Annotated in this window: 16 protein-coding genes; 3 read left to right on the top strand and 13 right to left on the bottom strand. The window is 29.6% G+C overall.

Going from position 1 to position 18,874, the window contains the following annotated elements; translation table 11 throughout:
- Positions 1-42: 42 nt before the first annotated feature.
- The 3 genes from B5S50_RS15525 to gpr all read right to left on the bottom strand — a co-directional run bounded on the left by B5S50_RS15525 (position 43) and on the right by gpr (position 2,926).
- Entirely contained in the window at positions 43-366 is a 324-nt protein-coding gene (locus B5S50_RS15525) for a hypothetical protein (RefSeq protein WP_207644815.1), read from the bottom strand.
- A gap of 408 nt (positions 367-774) precedes the next feature.
- Positions 775-1,803 carry a stage II sporulation protein P gene (locus tag B5S50_RS15520; RefSeq protein ID WP_065078752.1) on the bottom strand — a complete coding sequence of 343 codons (1,029 nt, stop codon included), beginning with the start codon at positions 1,801-1,803 and terminating at the stop codon, positions 775-777.
- A 148-nt stretch (positions 1,804-1,951) separates the two neighbouring features.
- Entirely contained in the window at positions 1,952-2,926 is a 975-nt protein-coding gene (gene gpr, locus B5S50_RS15515) for a GPR endopeptidase (RefSeq protein ID WP_065078746.1), read from the bottom strand.
- 507 nt (positions 2,927-3,433) lie between these two features.
- Here gpr and rpsT point away from each other — a divergent pair.
- Positions 3,434-3,700: a 30S ribosomal protein S20 gene (rpsT, locus tag B5S50_RS15510; RefSeq protein WP_013237456.1), complete on the top strand. Its 267-nt coding sequence runs from the start codon at positions 3,434-3,436 to the stop codon at positions 3,698-3,700.
- 29 nt (positions 3,701-3,729) lie between these two features.
- On the opposite strand, the gene holA is transcribed toward rpsT, so the two are convergent.
- The 3 genes from holA to B5S50_RS15495 all read right to left on the bottom strand — a co-directional run bounded on the left by holA (position 3,730) and on the right by B5S50_RS15495 (position 9,231).
- Positions 3,730-4,755 (bottom strand): DNA polymerase III subunit delta, encoded by a 1,026-nt coding sequence (holA, locus tag B5S50_RS15505; protein ID WP_065078745.1) that lies wholly within the window; start codon positions 4,753-4,755, stop codon positions 3,730-3,732.
- A gap of 17 nt (positions 4,756-4,772) precedes the next feature.
- Positions 4,773-6,551, bottom strand: a complete 1,779-nt coding sequence (locus tag B5S50_RS15500) for a ComEC/Rec2 family competence protein (protein WP_217302293.1) — start codon at positions 6,549-6,551, stop codon at positions 4,773-4,775.
- Positions 6,552-6,642: 91 nt separating this feature from the next.
- Positions 6,643-9,231, bottom strand: a complete 2,589-nt coding sequence (locus tag B5S50_RS15495; protein ID WP_065078743.1) for a cation-transporting P-type ATPase — start codon at positions 9,229-9,231, stop codon at positions 6,643-6,645.
- 463 nt (positions 9,232-9,694) lie between these two features.
- Between B5S50_RS15495 and B5S50_RS15490 the strand changes: the two genes are divergently transcribed.
- The gene (locus tag B5S50_RS15490) at positions 9,695-10,459 is read left to right on the top strand and encodes a sulfite exporter TauE/SafE family protein (protein ID WP_065078742.1); all 765 of its coding nucleotides are present in this window, start codon (positions 9,695-9,697) and stop codon (positions 10,457-10,459) included.
- Positions 10,460-10,524: 65 nt separating this feature from the next.
- Here B5S50_RS15490 and B5S50_RS15485 read toward each other — a convergent pair whose 3' ends face one another.
- The 6 genes from B5S50_RS15485 to B5S50_RS15460 form a co-directional block, all read right to left on the bottom strand.
- Positions 10,525-11,631: a hypothetical protein gene (locus tag B5S50_RS15485; RefSeq protein WP_065078741.1), complete on the bottom strand. Its 1,107-nt coding sequence runs from the start codon at positions 11,629-11,631 to the stop codon at positions 10,525-10,527.
- 26 nt (positions 11,632-11,657) lie between these two features.
- The gene (locus B5S50_RS15480) at positions 11,658-13,106 is read right to left on the bottom strand and encodes a HAMP domain-containing sensor histidine kinase (protein WP_217302292.1); all 1,449 of its coding nucleotides are present in this window, start codon (positions 13,104-13,106) and stop codon (positions 11,658-11,660) included.
- 164 nt (positions 13,107-13,270) lie between these two features.
- Complete coding sequence (locus B5S50_RS15475; RefSeq protein WP_217302291.1) at positions 13,271-14,287, bottom strand: DUF1835 domain-containing protein; 1,017 nt, start codon at positions 14,285-14,287, stop codon at positions 13,271-13,273.
- A complete protein-coding gene (locus tag B5S50_RS15470; RefSeq protein WP_065078738.1) occupies positions 14,280-14,579 on the bottom strand; it encodes a ribosomal protein L7/L12 in 300 nt (99 codons plus the stop codon). The genes B5S50_RS15475 and B5S50_RS15470 overlap by 8 nt, the downstream gene beginning before the upstream one ends.
- Positions 14,569-15,606: a DUF1835 domain-containing protein gene (locus B5S50_RS15465; protein WP_065078737.1), complete on the bottom strand. Its 1,038-nt coding sequence runs from the start codon at positions 15,604-15,606 to the stop codon at positions 14,569-14,571. The genes B5S50_RS15470 and B5S50_RS15465 overlap by 11 nt, the downstream gene beginning before the upstream one ends.
- 149 nt (positions 15,607-15,755) lie before the next feature.
- Positions 15,756-16,463 (bottom strand): response regulator transcription factor, encoded by a 708-nt coding sequence (locus tag B5S50_RS15460; protein ID WP_065078736.1) that lies wholly within the window; start codon positions 16,461-16,463, stop codon positions 15,756-15,758.
- A gap of 246 nt (positions 16,464-16,709) precedes the next feature.
- Between B5S50_RS15460 and B5S50_RS21960 the strand changes: the two genes are divergently transcribed.
- Positions 16,710-16,820, top strand: coding sequence for a hypothetical protein (locus B5S50_RS21960; protein WP_368041486.1), 111 nt, complete (start codon positions 16,710-16,712; stop codon positions 16,818-16,820).
- Positions 16,821-17,266: 446 nt separating this feature from the next.
- Here the strand turns inward: B5S50_RS21960 and hcp are convergent, their stop codons facing one another.
- A complete protein-coding gene (gene hcp / locus B5S50_RS15450) occupies positions 17,267-18,832 on the bottom strand; it encodes a hydroxylamine reductase (RefSeq protein ID WP_063601579.1) in 1,566 nt (521 codons plus the stop codon).
- Positions 18,833-18,874 lie beyond the last annotated feature (42 nt).

Here is an 18,874-nt window from a genome sequence, read left to right as displayed (position 1 = left end):
TACAGTAAATTATATCATAACAAATATGCAGTGAAAAGTACATTATTTAGGGAGCTTACTTTCTAGATTTTTAAATGTCTCTGAAGTTTTATTTATAATATAAGAAGTACCTGAATGTACTTTTTCTCCCACTATATTTATAACTTGTTTAGATCCGTTTTCAAAATTATAAACTATTTTATTATTTAAACATAATGAATACTCCCCTACATCAACTGTAAAATCAAAGGGAGAAACAGTATAATTTATTTTAAAATTAGATTTATCTTTTATATATTTAGGTAGTCCTGCTGTTATAGTTACAAATCCCAAAAGTACTATTATAATGCAAAATATTATCACAACTCTAATACCTTTTTTACTCAAAAAAAATCACCCCACATAGAAACTAGATTTAAAACCATAAAGTTTCTATTATAAGGATGAACACTTCTACTAATTTTATACAAAAGTTTTTAAATTTATCACAACTTTCGCAGTTTAAAAACTTTGCGAAGTAAAGCTTCGCAAGTTAAGAATTAATAATGAAAAATTAATAGTGAAGGATGATTTTTAGCTGTCGCAAAAAATCTTTAAATTTATATAAGTAAGCTCTTAGTAATGTTTTGCTTTAGCAAAACGAGTGGTGAAAATCTTAATCAAAGATTTTTTGTAGTATAACGAAAAAAAATCCACATTAACTATTAATTCTTCATTCTTAACTATTAATTAAAAATATTGCTTTCCAAAGTTTTTATATTAAGTCAAGATCCCATACGTGTGAAAGTTGCATTATTATTTATTATTAAGTACCTCTGCTATTATTCTAGCAACATATTTACCTGTGGCTTTGGATTCATCCGAAGTGTTTATATCTGCTCCAATCTCCATCAGTATTGCATTGTTACTCTTATCCTGATTAAAGTACCTTGTTCCATAATTATAGTAACAAACTCCCTTGCAAAGTCCTGGAAATAGCTTATTTGAAGTATTTATCACAGAATTTGCCATAGCCATGTTTTTATCAAAATGAGGATTTTTTCTAGCCATAACCAACATAAATTTAGATATATTTTCTCCATTCATCCTAGCTGTAACTGATTTTTTATCATCTACAGAATCTCTGTGTAAATCTATTATAAGCTTAAAATCACCATACTTTTTTAAATACTTGTCAAGTGTTACAGCAGATCTGGAATAACTTTGGGTATAAGCTTCTGCATCATGCACTGTCTTATCATTTATTGCAGATATACCATAGTTATTTTGAAGTTCATTTACTATTACATCTCCTACTGCACATACATTTTGGGTAGTATCAAAACTATTTGCATCACCTGGTTTATAGCTTTCCGTAGTATGTGTATGATATATTAACACTTCAGGTTTACTCACATCTAAAGTTTTTTTAAGTTTTGGGTTATACACAGTTACGTCCTTATTTTCTAGATTCAAATCATTTTGAGTATTTGATTTAGACATACTTCCATTTTTTTTAACCTGTTTGTCATCTAACTTAAACTCATTAAAACTTACATCTTCATTTTTTGAATAGCTTAATCCTAAAAAAGCCACCTCTCTTCCTAAAAGAGATTTTGGATTATTTATATCTAATCCTACAGTCTTCAAAATAGTATTTCCTATAGAAAAACAATTTTCTGCCATATCATCTTCAGAAAAGGAAGTAGTCTTTACTGTTGGCATGGCATAGTTTAAGACTTCAACATAGAACATATTTCTCTTTACATTGCTGCTGTACGAATTGGCCTTTGCTATGCATGGCAAAATGATAACTAGTATTACCGTTAACATTAAAATACACATTTCTAATTTAGAATCACCTTTAAAATTAAATCTTCTGTAATTCAATATTTGACTGCTTTAAAATTTCTTAAAGCAATTCCCCCCTCTCATGTAAACTTAATACTGTTAATTTATATGAGAAGAAAATTAAAATTATCACAAGTGTAAATTAATTTAAATAAGTATTTATGTCCTCCAAATCAAGAGCAGGTTGAAGTGCTATGTTTATACCACCAGCAATTATTTTTGAAATTGAATCCATTACTAAATCCACGTCTTTAGGAGTCACTATAATATTTTCCCCGTAAGGTTCCATTATCTCTTGTATAACCCCTTGTTTTTCATCTTTATCCACAGATTTTAGCATTTTGTAAAATTCACTTCCACCTTTACTTTTATTTATAAGATCATCTAAAAGTAAGTCAATGGTATCATTGGCCATAGTAGCCGCATCTACCACCGTAGGAACTCCTAGAGCTATTACAGGCACTCCTAAAGTCTTCTGGCTCAATTCCATTCTCCTGTTTCCTATACCCGAACCTGGAGATATTCCTGTGTTACCTATTTGTATTGTTGAATTTACTCTATCCATCTTTCTGGATGCCAATGCATCTATACATACTATTAAATCTGGCTTTACCTTTTCACAAACTCCCCTTATAATTTCTCCTGTCTCAATTCCCGTAATTCCTAGTACTCCAGGAGATATGACACATACTGGCCTTATACCTTCATCTATTTTGTCAGGCACAAGCTGCTTTAAATGCCTTGTTACCATTAATTTAGAAACAACTTTAGGTCCCAGTGAATCCGGAGTTATATTCCAATTTCCCAATCCTACAACTAATACCGTGGCACTATCTTCTATTTTTATTACTCCTGATAACACTTTTCCAACCACTTTACTTACCTTATCTCTGATTTCACCATCGTAGTGGGTAAACTTAGGCATATCTATAGTTATATAAGATCCCTTTGGCTTTCCCATAACCTTTTCTCCTATGTCATCTACTATGTTCACATATGTTATTTTTATGTCATCTTCAATTTTTTCCTCTGTCTCTACACCTGGAACTTCTTCTCCTCTTTCTTTTCTACATACTTCTCTTGCCTCTACTGCTAGATCAGTTCTCACACTAAACATATTATCCGCTCCTAATTCAACTTTTATTTTTATCCGATGGCTACTATCCGTAACACTCCATCCACTTCAGATGGGAGATATTAGAACTCTTGAATTTCAGCAATTTAGAGTTCTTATGCTGTGTATAACGGCTAGTACGCCCCTGGATAAGTTCTTCCCCTAAAGGATAACGTATTCTAAGTGCTAAAGGCACTAAGAATACTGTTAATAAAACTTAGATGGAGAGATGTATTCCTCTTAAGCAAGCTCCACCTAAGTCTAAGAATCACTTGATAGGACTTTAAAATAATTAATAAATTTATTATTAGCTGTTTTCATACTCAATATACCAACACATAATTCAATTAACAATTAACAATTGACAGTTCACAATGCACAATTAATGAAGATTTTCTACTTGAAGTAGTTGAAATTTAATGCTATAATATCATTTGTTAAATAGAATGACCCATTAGCAAGTTTCCCCAACGCTGTTGAGGTCTATAAAACTAATAAGGGGGTGAAAGCATGGCAAATATAAAATCAGCAAAAAAAAGAATAAAAGTTATTGAAACTAAAACACTTAGAAATAAAATTATAAAATCTTCATTAAAGACTACTATAAAAAAATTCTTAGCTTCTGTTGAAACTAAAAATGTAGAAGAAGCTAAAGTTAATTTTACAGCAGCTGTAAAAGCTTTAGATATGGCTGAATCAAAAGGTATAATCCACAAAAATAAAGCATCAAGAAATAAATCTAAATTAGCTTTTAAGTTAAATAAATTAACTGCATAATAAATAAACCGGTTTTAACCGGTTATTTATTATGCAGTTGTATTTATTATCAAAAGTTCCATTTCAGTTTTCTCATCTATAGATAAACTCTTTATTCTCTTTTCTGTATTCAAACACAATACCACTGCTCTTTTTAGTTGACTTATTGTAAACTTTTTACTCTGCTTTACCATAATGCTGTAACCATATTCTGATTTTATGCTTAATTCTTTCATAATTTCTTCTTTGGTTATTCTCTCTTCCAGGCATATTTTTATTTTAAAAAGAAGGTTGAACTGTCTCTCTACCATAGATAAAATATAGCTTATTTTATACCCTTTATACATAAGTTCATTTAACATGTAAAGTGCATCTTTTATCTTTTTATCAGATATTGCATTTACCAAATCAAATATATCCTCATCACCGCTTCTTAAAAACATCTTTTTCATGTCTTCTCTCTCTATATTTTTTCCATAAGTGTAACAGCATAATTTTTCTACTTCATTTTCTATTATGCTCAAATTATTTTCGTTCATAAGGCTGCAGAATATCCTTAAATCTAATTTTTTTATATCTTTTCCACGCTCATAGAAAAATTCTTGAACTTTATTTTCCAGCTGTTTTCCCTTTACTTTATCAGCTTTTACAACACAAATGTCCTTGTCAACGCTATATATTTTTCTTCCTGGTTTATCCCTTTTACTTTTAAATACATAGTAAAATATTAAAATACAGTGCTTAGGTAGGTTTTTCAAGTAACTGTGTATGGTCTTAAATTCAGTGGACAATTTATTTTTATCTTCGCCAAAAAAAGAAGCTCTATATACAAGTACAACTTTTTTTTCACTCATAAAGGGCAGTGTCTCACAGGCATTTATTACAGGATCAAAACTTTCAAGGGAACTTCCATCAAATTTCATATAATTTAAATCCATAAAATTAGGATTTATAACTTTTTTAATTAAAGCTCTTATATTTTCTTTTATAAGTAGTTCATCTATACCACAAAACAAGTAACAATTCCCCAAATCTCCCTTTTCTAAATTTTTTTCAAAGGTAAATATGTCTATCAATTTTACTCACTTCCATTTTAATCGCATATTGTAGGTATTTTAAAAATCATATTAAATATTATAACATAAGAAGTACTGCCTTCTAGTGGATTCTCATACTTTTTAGTTGAATTTTTATTTTTAGATTTAATTCTAGGAATAAATATGCAATTGTTTCTATTAAAGACTTCAGTATCATTTTTATTTCCATCATCAAATAGAATTTGGAATTCCTTATTTCTTACATGAAGTTTGGGATTCATATCATTATCTGTCTTTAAATAGGAATTACTATTTATTATATATGTAAAATTTTTTATGGGATTGGTTATTACTTTTCCTATATACTGATCATCTTTTATATTTGTTATCCAACTGGAATGAAAGTCATCATAGCTGCATATCATAACTTTGCTTATTCCCTGTTTTATAATTGCAGCCTTTCCATTATCATTATTTATGAAAGTTATATTCATAAATGGTGCATAAACTCCCAAAAACATTAAAATAAGACATACTATTGGGACATATTTTAATTTTCTATGTCCTTTTTTATACATTAGGAAACTTACAAATACTGCAATAAAAGCAAGTCCGTCTATATACTTTAAATATATAATTTCAGGACATAGTTTCAAAACAGCCATATTGGCACCATCTATAGCTGTAAAAATAATGTCCATGGCTTTACACAATAATTTAAATAAAGGTTCTACAAAGCATACACAAAGTGCAGCATTTCCTAAAACAACTATAATTGAAAAAAGGGGAAGCAAAAATAAATTGCCAAGCATAAATCCCCAACTGAAATTTTGAATTGTAAAAGCAATATAAGGTAGTGTAAATATTTGAGAACTACAAGTTAAACTTATACTAGATGCCACTTTTTGTGGAAGCATAAAAAGTTTTTTATAAATTTTTCCATTGTACAGAAGTATTCCAAGAGTTGCTAAAAAAGAAAGGTCAAATCCTAAATCCATTACATAATATGGTTTTACAGCCATTAAAATCAGAGCTGACAAGCTAAGAGAGGATATGCTGTCATATTCTTTAAAAAATATTTTTGATAATTTAAATAAAAATATCATTATAAATGATCTCATAGTTGCAGCTGCCATACCTGTAAAAAATACATAAAGTGCTGATACAATCACAGCTATTTTAAGTCCTGCTATACTCTCCAATACCTGATATATTATAGCCATATGAAAACCTGACACACTTACTGCGTGAATTACTCCAAGTTTTTGAAACTTCTGCATTTCATCTTGACTAATATATGAAGTTTCACCATAGCATAATGCCATAACAAGAGCTGATCTTTCTTCGCCTATGACTTCTTTAAACTTTTCATATATATTTCTTTTAAATTCATACATGGAGTATATAAAATCTTTTTTTCCAGTCTCATATTTTTTTATATAGTAAGTACCTATTATACCTTTTTGTGCATTTAATTCTCTTTTAAAATTGCCATATACCTTTATATTCTCTCCTTCCTTTAACTTATCTAATTTATTTTTTAGCATGATTTTTCTTCCTCTATAATCTCCTATAAAATAGTAGTTTTTCTTTTCCACTACCCTAATTTGAGAAGTATTTTGAGGCCGTATATTAAAATACACATTGAAACTTACCACTCCAAAAATAAAAAAAATAGCATTTAAAATACAAAATTTAATTTTCAAGGTATAAAACATTATTATAAAAAAAGAAGCTGCTATTGCTGCAGCTATAAAAACATTATCTAAAAATACCAAAGCAGACAAAGACCCTAATGCCAAGGAGATAGAGTAAAACACCAATGGTCTTTTCATATCTTCCTTAACCTATTGTAGTAATAATCATAATATAGTAAAGTCAAAAAATCCACCTCCTGTTACTTTATATTATCCAAAAAATAACAGGTTAAACATACTCATTTTTACTAAATTTATAGACCATACAAAATATAAACCAAATGACAGTGCCAATTAAAAAAATCTTCCAGTAATTTATGTCAAATAAAATCTGAAAATTTCCTAAAACTAATATACCAATCAACTGAACAATAACATTTGTGATTACAATTGCATTTGAATATATGTTATTAAAAAATTTTTCATTTGAAAAACTGTATATAAATAACACAGCACAGGTATTTAGTAACGAAATAGAAGTAAATAACGGAAATCTATTTTTTTGTATACTAGCAAAGTAAAAAACTCCAAACGCTAAAACCCCCATTAAAAATCCTCCAAAAACAATAAAACTCATGTTTTCTCTAATTATATCTTTATCAATAGTATACGTATCATAGTCTCCTTCTTCTTCCTTGTACTGACACATAAGAGCTAGGGATGATAAAAATACAAGTGCGCTGTTGAACCAGAGTGACTCCACAATCATACTATTGGAAATATTAAGATCAAACAACAAACTTATCATTAAAAACGCAAAAAAACCGGTACTACAACTTATAATATACACAATCATTTTTTTTATCATATGCATAATTTTTCTTGAATCTTCTATTGTATCTATAATACTCATGAAATCCATATTTTCTGTAAATATATCACATAATTTTTTTACTATGTTGCTTTTAGTATTAGTTATTCCAACATTAGACATTTTAAGTGCAGGCAAATCCGTTAACTTCCACCCAGTTATAGCAGTTATATATCCATAACTTTTTAAAGCCTTAACTATCTTTACTTTATGCTTAGAATTTATCATAGAAAAAATACTAACTTTTCCTCCAATACGTTCAAATTCTTCATCTGTCATATTATCTATCTCCACACCAGAAATTATTTGTGAAAGCCTAGATACAAAATTTAGCTTTTTTCCTACAGATAAAGCTGTAAGTTTATTATCTTCTGTAATTATAATAGGTTTAATTGAAAGTGAAAGAGCCTTCTTTATAGAATTTACTGCATTTTCTTTGAGCATATTATCAAAACCAATTAACCCTACAAAAACTAAGTTACTCTCAATGTTTTCTTTAAGACTCGGTTCATAGTTGAAATTTCTATAGGCAAATGCTACCACATAAAGGCAATCATTAGCCATACTAATATCCGCATCTTTTATAGCCTTTATATCTTCTTCTGTTATCTCAACTTCTACCCCATTTTTCATCATATGAGTACATCTATCTATAATGGAATCCGATGCTCCCTTTACATGAGCTCTATATTTGCCATCCATTCTATTTACAGTTGTCATTATACGTCGTTCACTATCGAATAAAATTTGAAATATTCTCTTATGCCTTCTATCTAAATCTTTTTTATCCATTCCATTTTGTTGGCAAAATTTTATAAGAGCCTGTTCTACTAAATGTTCTCTAGAGTTTTCTATATTACCATTTATAGATTTAACATCATTGCATAGAAGCCCTATATGCATCATTCTATACAAGCTTTCATGTATGCCGTCCTCTAAAGATTCCTCACTAATATCAATAAATCCAGTACTTCCATAAGCTTTTACAATATCCATTTTATTTTTAGAAAAAGCCCCAACTTTATCTGTACAGACAGTGGATATCTCTGAAAGTTTTTCTACACTAGATAAATCTTTAAAATTTATATTCCTTTTTTCTAGATTTTTAAATAAAATAATTCCCATAAGTAAAATTATTACTGACAATGTCTGAGGCAAGGAAAGTAAATATACATTTGCCACTCTCTTTAAGCTATAATAGATTTCATGATGAAATATGTAATTGGATACTCCTCCAGCAATTAAAAGGCCAAAAATTAAAATTTCACTAAATGTATTAAAAATCTTATTGAGCCTAAAGCCTAAAGATTTTCTGTCCGCCTCTTCTTTCAGTAAAAGTTTTACCATGTTAGCTACTTGAGTATCCATTCCCACAGCTACAACTATCCCTGTACCATCTCCTGAAACAACAGAAGATGATTTAAATAGTACATTTTTCATATCTGAAAGTGTCAGTTCATTATCATCTATTTTGGATTCATATTTTTCCGATATAAAGCTTTCTCCTGTAACGGAGCATTCATCTATTTTTAGATCATTGCTTTCTATAATTCTCATATCAGCTGGCACTAATTGACCCTGTTCAACTATAACTATATCTCCTACTACCAATTCTTCAAAAGGTATCCTCATAGTTCTTCCTTCTCTTATTACCCTAGCTGTTCCGAAATTTAATTTCCTCAACTCTTTAAAATTTCTCTCTTCCTTATATTGTTCTAGTGCTACAGCAAAAATATTTAAAAATATTATAAGCAGAGACAAAGATGTCTGTATAAACATACCTAAATAGGAAAATATGGCAGCACATAAAATTAAAGATATAACCCATATCTCCTTAAACTGCACCATAGTAAGATAAAACAAACTTTTACTATCCGGCATAACAATGTGATTTTTCCCATACTTTTCCCTAAGAGGGCTAATTTGATCTTCATCAAGTCCATAGTATGTGTTACTATTTAATTCCTTTACTATTTCACTCCAGGAGCGTTTGTACCACTCAATCATATATTAACACCTTCCGTTTCCAGGTCTAAAGCTATTAGCAATTTATACTTAAGGCATTTTCAAAGAAATAACTAGTCAGTATGCTAGCCTATTTTTTATCATACTGCATCGGTAGAACCCTTAGATAGGATTCACTATCTGCAGAACCTGCCTCCTTGTCTGATAAACAAAGTTCTTGACATCAGATTAAGTTTTTAACTTCATCTGATACTTAGAAATTGTTATCCATGGACGTAGCCACTCTTTGCTTACACTTGGAAAAGTGTAAGTATTAGAGTGAGTAGTCATCGGATAAAAAATATTTGTCGCATCTTTGACTTGTTATTTTCTTTCAAATGCCTAATATAATTATCATCTTTTTAATAATCGTTTAGTTCCATTACATACTTTAATATTACGTCTAAAATATGGTATAATGCAAACATTATGTTAAGTTTTTTTCATATTTACTTTGGAAGAAGGAATGACGTTGGCAGTGCAGATAATACTTGTAATGTTCATAGTTGGAATTGCACTTGGATTTGTAGGGGCAGGTGGTTCTGGATTTATAATATCCATTTTGACTGTAATTTTTGGTTTTACCATTCATGTATCCCTTGGAACTGCTTTAGCTGCAATGATTTTTTCATCCATATCTGGAGCTTTTAGCCACTATAGAGAAGGCGATGCTGTACTAAAAGTGGGACTTGCCGTAGGAATTTTCGGAGCTATTGGCTCTTGGACTAGCTCTAATTTCTCTGCAATTATACCTGCCAGTGAATTAAAATGGATGACTTCAGGGATGTTATATTTGTCAGCCTTAATTTTATGGATTCGTATGTTTATTATAGAAAAAAGACATTCTTCTCAGGATAAAAATTCTTTACCTAATGGCGCTAGTTTCTGGATACGTGCCTGCGGAATAGGACTTGTTACAGGGGCCATTTCAGGTTTATTTGGCATAGGCTCTGCTTGTTTTATTCAAATCGGATTGATGTTTATTCTAGGTATGTCAGTACGTCAATCTGTAGGGACTACTATGATGGTAATTATACCAATTGCTTTAGCTGGAGGAGCAGGATATTATCACTTAGGATATTTAGACATACACCTTCTCATTGAAGTAGTTGTAGGTACAATAACAGGTTCTTATATAGGTGCTAAATTTACAAAAAGAGTACCTATACCAATATTAAAGGTTGCAATGCTTTTAGTTCCTATTACAGCCGCCACCTTGCTCATAATTTAAACTTTTTTACAAGTCATCAAAATAGAGACAAGGGATACAATTCATCCCTTGTCTCTGTTTATTTTTTACTTGAAATGCTCCAAGCTCTCTACTATTTTCTTACCCTGTTCCATATTCATGGAAGGATCTTGTATAAGCATATCATAATTAAATCCATCTTCACTCCATGATATACTTTTTATAGTATCCTCCATAGAAGTTCCATTTTTACCTCTTATAGTAATATCTTTTTCTCCGTCAAGTTTTAAATCATCTTTATTAGAAGGTATTTTGTTATCATTAAAAATTATAGTTGTAAGAATTAAAGCTTCTGCCCCATTTTTTTCATAGGTCTGATTTATCTCTTTATGCTTAACTGCCTTTGCATCCAAGTAGGTAATACTTTTCAACTTGTATCCAGATTTTTCATTTAAAGTTAATATAGGTTTTCCTGCTATCTTTTCTGCTTGCTTCATATCAATTTTATTTTCATTAAGTTTTTCATCAATCTGTTCTATCTTAACATCAGAAGGGAGCTTTTGAGTAAATAAGCTATTATCAAACTTAGGTGAAAAATCAAGCTTTGTATACTCCATACTTGATTTGGTATTAGCATTTTCCGACGTATTTTTTACTAAGAACCAATTGTCCTTATCTATCCAAAAATTCACTTCTCCTATTAAACTCTTTTCCTGTTTTGGTTTAGCAAATATGTGGTAAGTTTTAAATCCATTTATAGTTTCCTCACCTTTATAAAACAAAGTATGAGTTTTTGATATTGCGTTAAGTTCCTTCATAAGTTGAGATTTATAATCAACACTGTTGTCAGTCAAATCCCCATCTGCTTTCATAGTCATTGCCTTTTTTTCTTTTTCCATGTATATGAGCATTTTGCCTCCATCACTTGTAGATATCACTTTACCTGATTCGTTGTCAACTTCTATACGCCTTCTTATTTTATTGTTTGAATTATCTGTCCATTCCTTTATAGTACCATTCATAACCGCCTTGCCATTTTCATAATTCTCCATCTTTGCCTCTCCGTAATAGGATTTAGGCTTTTCATATGCAGTCATAGCCTTACTTATAACATCTCCAGGTATTATAGTGTCTTTCTTTAGTCCATCACATCCACTAAATATACCTGCCGTTAATATCCCCATCGTCAATATTGCTATAATTTTCTTTTTCATAATAAATTTCTCCCTTCAATATCTATTTAATTTTCAACCATAGGTATAGCACATATAAAAACAGTGCTGTTTTCTTCTGAAAATACTTTTACTTCACCACCATGTTTTTGTATTACAAGTCGTACAATACTTAATCCAAGCCCTACACCTTTCCACATATTTTTAGTTCTAGAATCATCACTTTGATAAAATGGCATAAATACTTTTTCCTTTTCCTTATCTTTAATTCCACTTCCTTCATTTTTGATTAAAATCAAGAGCCTTTTTTCTTTCCAGCTTTTTATCTCCTTATGGAAATTAATTCCAAACCAATTAGGAAGTTTCTCATCAGGTGAAAATGCTCCCATGTATATAGCTCCTCCTTCTTTTGTATATCTAAATGCATTTGCCATTAAGTTATCTATTACCCTTGTCATTTGTCTCACATCTACATTGTACTTGCCATTTACTTCTATATTTGAAGTAAGTTTTATTTTCTTTTTTTCACAAGACTTATCATATCCTGAAAAGAGCATTTCAAATAACTCTGATCCTTCAAGTTCCACAAATTTCATTTCATAATCTGTTGTAAGAAGATTGTACATCATTAGATCATCTATCATATTTTTCATATAATCACTTTTGCGAAGTATAATAGAAACTTTATTTTTTAAATCTTTCATATCTAGGTCTTCTTCACATTCCATTGACTCCGCATAAGCTCTTATTGCAGTAAGTGGCGTTTTTAAGTCATGCGATATTGCGGATATCATGTACTCCTTAGATTTTTGCTGAAGTTCTATGGTTTTTCTTTTTTCTTCAATATCATTTTTCATATTGTTAAAGTGGTTTATAAGCTCTCCTATTTCATCACTACATTTGTAATTTAAATTATCCTCATCTCCAACAGCAAACTTATTCATGCCTTCTATTAAGAGTTTGATAGGCTTATTAAATTTTTTATTTAAAAGAATTACTACTAATGCGAATACAACTAAAACCATAAATATAAAACATAAAATAACTAAAACAGTTCTATAATTTACAGCTTGAATAAAGTCATCTCTTGTCATAACTATTTTATAAAAACCAACTAATTTACTATCTTTAAATACAGGCATTTTCAAAGTATTGGCTTTAGATCCTGTTTGTATTTTATATAAATCAGAATAAATCTCACTTTTGTCAATATATCCTAACATGTTATCATCTGAGGAATATATCTGCTGACCCATTGCATTGTATACTTCTATTGCAACAGAACTTTTATCTTCATCCATTACAAATTTTTTATTCATTAAAGAACTGCCATCATATATATTAGGATCATCAAGTACTTTCTCGTATGCCTTAAATTTGCTCATGGTAGATATATAATTCATAACCTGTGTATTTCTGTTGTAACCATTTATAATTACAAACAAAATTAAAGCCAAAATTATAGGTGTCAGCATAACTGCTAAATGAGATAATATAAGCCACTTTTTTAATTTCATATCTTTCTCCTAACCTGTACAATATCATTATACAAATACTTTTCATTTCTTTATAAAACTTAATAATTTCTTTATAATTAAGAAAAAAGCCATATCACCTGCAAAAATACACATTTTGATACAACTTTTTTATATTTTGCTAAAAGCTAGTTAGTAAATTCATTTTACTTTAAATTTTTAACTTGTCCTATAGTTAAACCTGTTTTATCTGCTATAATTTTCACATTCAACACATCCTTCAATTTCTTTGCTATATTTACTTTCTCTTCTAATCTACCTTCTTCTATATATTGATTTATCGTATATTCTTTTACATCTGAAGATTTTTTATTATTTTTCCAAACAATCATAGCCTTTTCATTAGTTCTTAAACGCTTTACCCCTTCTTCTGTTATCTTTATTTCCATTTCTCTCATGATTCCAAATTTACCGCTGTAATCAATTTTCCCACACTTAACTAATTCTTTCACTCGCCAAAATATATAGGTATCAGAAATTTCTAACTCACTATTGCCCATTGCTGATCCTACAATTCTAGCTGATTTTCTAAATTCCTTTGGTATATATTTTAATATATCTATATCAAAATAATTTTCATCTTCACTTTTTATTTTTTCATTTTTGAAAATACGCAGCATAGAGTTATCTTTTTTTAATAACTCCCATGTACTTAGTAATTCTTCATATTTATTTGAATCCAGTTTTTGCTTTGCTACAGCATATTTCTTTATATCTTCTGGATTAATTTGTCCAACACTTCTAACAAAATACACATTATCTTTATGTTTAACAATTGTATCTGTTACATTTATTAAATATATATTCAAGTTTCTATCCTTTAAAAGCTCTAAAGCATATAACATACCACATATTTCTTGACCAGAACCATACCATAAATATAAAATATTACTATTCTCCACTTTAGAAATTTCATCATGAAATGTATTATAATTTTCCTTTAAATCTTCCACACCACAATTAGCAAAATACTCATCTTGATCAACAGTACTCCACCAATTAATTCTTTCTTCAATGTCTACTTCATCTTTTATAGGTCCATGTGAAAGATCATCAGAAAAAACTATAACTTTTTGATTTTCTGGCAGTTCACCCATCTTAATGGCAATTTTAAATATTGCTCCTGCACATTCTGAAAAACACATATTGATTATATTATTCATACTTATCCTGCTCCTTATTTAGTTCTTGCTTTAAACTATCGATGTATTCCTTAGCTTCAACTAACCCACACCCTGTAGACTCTCTATATAATTTAATTGCTTTAATTCTTTCATTCTCTAAAATAAGCTTTTTTAATTCATCCTTTAATGTATCAAATGCTCCTATTTTTCTAGCAATCCTATTCAAAGTTGCATTCATTCTCATATTATCACTTCGTATTTGGCTTATATCAGCCACTATCCATATTAGAAATCCTGCTGCTGCAAGCATCAGAACAATTTTATAATCCATAATTTCCCTCCAAACTTTTAACTTGTTCTATACTTAATCCTGTTTTATCTGCTATAGTCTTACCATCTAAAACATCTTTCAATTTTTTCGCCATATCTATTCTTTCTTCCATTCTACCTTGTTCTCTGTATTTATTTTCTGTCTCTTGTTCCGCTTCTGATTCTTTTCTATCCTCTTCCCAAATCTTCATGGCATCTTTATCCTTACTTAAATATTTTAATCCTTCTTCAGTTATTTTTATTTCCATTCCTATAACTCCAAATTTACCATTGTGTTCTATTTTTCCTGATTTAATTAATTCTTTTATTCTCCAGAATATGTATTCATCTGAAATTTTTTCTTCACTTTTGCCTAATACATCTCCTATTGTTCTTATGAGATTTCTAAATTCTTTTGGTGTGTATTTTAGTATATCTATGTCAAAATAATTTTCATCTACACTTTCTAACTTTCCATCTTTAATAACACGTAATATGGAGTTATCTTTTTTTAGTAATTCCCATCTGTCAAGAAGCTCCCTATATTCATTTGAATCCAGCTTTCTTTTTGCAGCTGCATATTTTTCTATGTTCTCCGGTATAATTTCTCCAGTAGACCTAGCCTTAAATTCAATTTCTTTACGTTTAATAACTGTATCTTTTACATTTATTAAATATATATATAAATTTCTATTTTTAAAAAGCTCTAAAGCATATAACATTCCGCAGAACTCTCTACTAGAGCCATACCATAAATATAAAATATCACTATCATCTACTTTAGAAATTTCACCATGAAATGTACTATAATTTTCTTTTAAATCATCTATATCATAATCAACAACTGGCTTTAATTGATTTTCTCTCTTAAAAATATCATACCAATTGATTCTTTCCTCAATATTTATTCCATCCTTTATAGATCCTTGTGAAAGATCATCAAGAAAAAATATTACCTCTTGATTATCTTGAAGTATTTCAGTACTAATAGCATGTTCAAAATTTCCTTTTGCACTTTCTGAAAAACATATGTTAATTATCTTGTTCATAGTTATCCCCCTACTGATTTTTTACTTTTAAATCTGTAATTAAATACAAAATACCTTTCAAAACTTTTAAAAAAATTGCAGCTACTTGAATATAAAATGTTTCAAATAACTGCATTAAGCATTATCTTGTTTTGTTCCATATTATATCTCTATACATTCTTTTCTCCTATAAACTTATAACCTACCCCCCATACGGTTTTTATAAAAGTAGGATTTTTGCTACTGTCTCCTATTTTTTCTCTAAGTTCTTTTATATGTACAGTTACAGTATTGTTTCCTTCAACATCCATACTATCCCATATGTGATGATATAATTCTTCTTTTGAAAATACCTTATTGGGGTTTTGTGCCATAAGACTTAAAAGTTCAAATTCTTTTATAGTCATTTGAATTTCTTTTTCATTCACAGTAACCTTTTTTTCTTCAGGTATTATAATAAGTCCATTTTTAAATTTTAATATTCCATTTATGGCAGACTCTCTATCTACCTTTTTATACCTTCTTAAATGTGCTTCAATTCTTGCAGAAACTTCAATCAAACTAAAAGGTTTTGTTATATAATCATCTGCTCCAAGCTTTAATCCTTTCACTTTATCCATTTCTGTTTGTTTTGCACTTACTATCATCACAGGTATATCTTCATTTATCCATCTTATATTCTTGCAAAGAGTAAAGCCATCCATTTCGGGAAGCATTATATCTATCATTACAAGTGCAAATTCATATGTCTTAAAGTCTTCTAGCCCCTCTTTGCCACTTGATGCCCAATTAACTTCATACCCTTCCTTTTCAAGGTGTTCCTTTAATATGTTTGCAATTGCCTCATCATCTTCAACTATCAGCAGCCTTTCGCCCATTAATCAAACCTCCATCTCTAACCTCTAAAATTATAACATAAATTTTCCATATTTACATTGTATATATATTTTCTTTACGAAGAAGTAAAATCACATTTGGAATATTTAATGAAAATTAATCATGGCAAAAAGGTTGTTGTATTCCTTGATAATGCTAAGAATCATACTAGTTTCCTAATTTAAAGTTTTTACCAAAAGGTTAAGGAAAAACTGAAGCTTATTTATCTTCCACGTTATTCACCATATATGAATCCTCAGGAGAATATATGGAATTATCTTAAAGCTAGATTGTTTAAACCTTCTTCTAGAAGTTGTATTGAAGAGTTAACTTTTAAATTGAAAACCCTATATGTGTAAGTTTTCTAACTTAAAAATCAACTTATGCATAGAAATATTTTTACAATAAATAAGCACATTTAAATATTTTGTATATAAGTCTTAGTGGAAAATTTATAAAAATATTTAACCGTACTTGTGATTGTAAAGATATTTGAAACATAAGTTGATTTTTCCTCTACAGACTCTATATATAGCCATTCTAATTGAAATTTTAAATTATACATAAAATAATACTAATAAAATTAAAATCACACTTAAAAACTTTTTTTATAAGTCTTAGCGAGGTATTTTAGAAAATCTTAGAAGCTTATATTTGTCTGAGGTACGAGTTTATATAAGCTTCTTTAGATTTTGAAAATACCGAGCTTTAGACTTACAAAAAGTTTTTAGTGTGATGCATTTTATTAGTATATGGCTTGTATAAGTAAACTTTCTACTTAGAAACTCTCTATATATATTCTATCTTATTTCAATATAGCTTTTAAATCATCATCTACTGTTGTAGTAGGCTTTATGCTAAATTTATCAACTAAAACATTCAACACATTTGATGAGAAAAATGCTGGAATAGAAGGTCCTACATAAATGTTTTTGATTCCAAGGGATAGTAAAGTAAGCAGTATACATACAGCTTTTTGTTCATACCATGACAGTACTAGTGTAAGAGGTAAATCATTTACTCCACATTTAAATACATTTGCAAGTGCTAAAGCAATCTGTATAGCAGAATAAGCATCATTACACTGACCAACATCAATAATACGTGGAATACCTTGAATATCTCCTAAATCTAAATCATTAAAACGATATTTGCCACAGGCAAGAGTTAATATAAGACTGTCCTTTGGTGCTTTTTTCACAAATTCAGTATAATAGTTTCTTCCAGGTTTTGCTCCGTCACAGCCTCCTACCAGGAATATGTGCTTAATTCCTCCATTTTTAATTGTTTCTACTATTTTATCTGCTACACCAAGCACTGCATCATGGGCAAATCCAGTTGTGAGAACACTTCCACCATTTATACCTGTAAAATTTTTATCTTCAGTATATCCACCAAGTTCAAGTGCTTTATTTATAATTTCACTAAAATCTTTTCTTCCATTTTCATCTGCCGTAATATGTTTAAGTCCAGGGAATCCTACAACATCTGTAGTAAATATCCTATCTGAATAATTTTCATTTGGAGGTACAAGACAATTAGTTGTAAATAATATAGGTGCAGGAATATTGTCAAATTCCTTTTTTTGATTCTGCCATGCAGTACCAAAGTTTCCCTTTAAATGTTTATATTTTTTAAGTTCAGGATATCCATGTGCAGGAAGCATTTCTCCATGAGTGTATATATTTATTCCTTTTCCCTCTGTCTGTTCAAGGAGCATCTTTAAATCATATAAATCATGGCCTGTAATAACTATAAATGGTCCTTTTTCAACATTTGTAGTTACTTTTACAGGAGCTGGTTGTCCATAAGCAGATGTATTAGCTTCATCTAATAATGCCATACACTTTAAGTTGACACCGCCAAATTCCATTAAAATGTTTAGCCACTCTTCTACTGAATGCGTTCCCCCAACTGCTCTCATACCTTTATAGAACCAATCCATAACTTCTTCGTCTTTTTTACCAAGCTTATAGGCATGATATGCATATGCTGCCATACCACGAATTCCAAAAAGAAGTGTAGAGCGAAGGGATACAATATCAGTATCTCCATCCCAAAGTCCATTAAAATTAAATTTGCTGTCAGCTTGAAATTTTTCACTTTGTACTTCTACGGCATTTATAATTTCATCAATCCTTGATACATCAAAATTTACATTAGTAACAGTTGAAAACAAACCTTCCATCATAACTTCATCTGCAGCTTTATCTCTATTTTTTCCTTCAGCAGCATAGGCAAGTTCTATGAGTTTACATGTAAGCTTATCCTGTTTATTTGCAACATCAGGCTGCTTTCCACATGCCCCTACTTTTGTACACCCACTTCCACAAGCAGTTTGCTCGCATTGAAAACAAAACATATTATCCATATTTACACCCCATAACCTTATTATTTTTTAATTGCTTTTATG

It is taken from the genome of Clostridium sp. 001, from assembly GCF_019056555.1.
Taxonomy (GTDB): Bacteria; Bacillota; Clostridia; order Clostridiales; family Clostridiaceae; genus Clostridium_B; species Clostridium_B ragsdalei.
The sequence above is the reverse complement of the archived record's forward strand: the minus strand, read 5'-3'. Positions and strand labels throughout refer to the sequence as shown.